Origin of the sequence: Yersinia aldovae ATCC 35236 (genome assembly GCF_000173735.1) — a bacterium.
Taxonomy (GTDB): Bacteria; Pseudomonadota; Gammaproteobacteria; order Enterobacterales; family Enterobacteriaceae; genus Yersinia; species Yersinia aldovae.
Map to the genome: position 1 here is coordinate 1 of NZ_ACCB01000140.1, position 229 is coordinate 229.

Consider the following 229-nt stretch of genomic DNA (forward strand, 5'->3'; position numbering starts at 1 on the left):
CACAATATTGATGCTGCTCAGAAATTCTGAGGACTCTTGTACGCGGGTCATGATGGTTTGCGTCACGGAGGGTTCGACGCTGAATTTTTTATTCAGGTCGCCGGTTGCTACCCCGTTCAGCTCGGCTTGACGGGTCAGATAGGCATTAAATTTAAAACGGGTTGCTGGGCGCATAATAATCCTGATTCAGTTAAATAAGGTGTTAATGAAATAACCAGTGGGCCGCACA

1 protein-coding gene is annotated in these 229 nt (G+C 46.7%); it reads right to left on the minus strand.

All coding sequences use genetic code 11. The features are described from left to right. Positions 1–174: P2 family phage major capsid protein (locus YALDO0001_RS20570; RefSeq protein WP_004705900.1), on the minus strand; the 174-nt coding region annotated here is incomplete at its 3' end. Between the last annotated feature and the right edge of the window lie 55 nt (positions 175–229).